The 1,263-nt window shown below is 66.4% G+C and carries 1 protein-coding gene and 1 pseudogene; one reads left to right on the top strand and one right to left on the bottom strand.

From position 1 onward, the window contains the following. Positions 1–698 (top strand): annotated as a pseudogene (locus Mth01_RS29300) (hypothetical protein); the annotation flags it as partial. Between the two features lie 352 nt (positions 699–1,050). Here Mth01_RS29300 and Mth01_RS29295 read toward each other — a convergent pair. Beyond that, positions 1,051–1,263: hypothetical protein (locus Mth01_RS29295; RefSeq protein ID WP_204019200.1), on the bottom strand; the 213-nt coding region annotated here is incomplete at its 5' end.

Genomic DNA, 1,263 nt, shown 5'->3' with positions numbered 1-1,263 from the left:
ACTCGAAGGCACACCGTTCCGGGTCCTGGAGGAACGCGCTGAGCGTTTCGCACAGCTCACACGTGCAGCCGGCGGGCAGTTCGATCGCCTATCTGGTCCATGTTTATCTAGCGCCGCGCGTCCCCGGTGTGTCACTGCCGTCTGAGTGTGCGTCGTTAATCGTCGGCAGTACGACCCATCCCGGGGTCGTGCACGTGGTCGTCCATCCCCTGACCGAGCCCCACCCCGTCGTCGGCCTGTACATCCGGGAGCTCACGCTGGCTCGGGCCGAGGAGTCCGCACGTCTGGTCTGGCAGGTAGCGAAGGAAGCCGGCATCTCTCCCACCACCGTCTCCGACGTACGAGACCGTATGGCGCGAGGGGAAAGCCCGACTCTGCTGGAATGCCCCGCCCCCCGGCGTGCTCCTCAGCGGCGACAGCCGGCACGCCGGAGCGAACCGGCTGATGTCACTCCTGCCGCGCAGATCGGGACCATCCTGGACACGCTGCGGCGAGATCCCTCCCTACATCTGAACGACACAGGGCGCTCCATTCTCCGTCTGCTCGACGCCAGCGCCGCGTTCGTGAGGAACAGGGAGAGCATCGCAGCCAGCCTGCCCCCGCATTGCGTGAACGCCGTGGCGCGACTCGCGCAGGGATACGCGCGCAACTGGGCCCTGTTCGCCGAGCAACTCGGCGGGCGTCAAGGCGGTCTGTGATGTCGCTTGCCAGGGTGATGGGACCACCTGATTGCCACGAGGAAGGGACCACCTGGTCGTACTGTCGATCATAGTGATCTCCCTCAGTTCGTCCCCGCTGACGCACCGGTGACTGGGGCTGGCAATCCCCTCAAACCGTGGACAGTCCGAGTTAGTGATCTTGTGCTTTTATGATCTTGCTGGTGCACCGCGCGCCCCGCAAGGGGCAGGCCCTGGCCTGCCCCCGAGACCGGCAGAGGCTCCGAGGTCAAGGGCGGCCGCAGGCGATCGCGAAGCGACCCTTGAGGTCGGAGAGAGCCGGCCCCGTACGCTTTGCGCGGCGCACCCCCCCAGCCCGAACGTCTGTCTTTCGTCAGACTGCGGCGGCGCATGCCGCCTCCTTCTCGTCGTTCTTCCGCCGCGCAGCGGCCCTGCGTGCTGCACCGGCCTGTCGCCTGTCACGCACCCGCGCCTGGATCGCACACTGGGCGACCTCGTCCAAGTTCTCGAACTCGATCGGCGGGCGCAGCCCGTCCGCACTGTGCAATCGCACCGTGTTGAAATCAGAGAGGGAGATCAGTGAGAA

It is taken from the genome of Sphaerimonospora thailandensis, assembly GCF_016863115.1.
In the GTDB taxonomy this organism is placed as follows: domain Bacteria; phylum Actinomycetota; class Actinomycetes; order Streptosporangiales; family Streptosporangiaceae; genus Sphaerimonospora; species Sphaerimonospora cavernae.
Note: the sequence above shows the minus strand (reverse complement) of the source record. Positions and strands in the feature narration are given on the sequence as shown.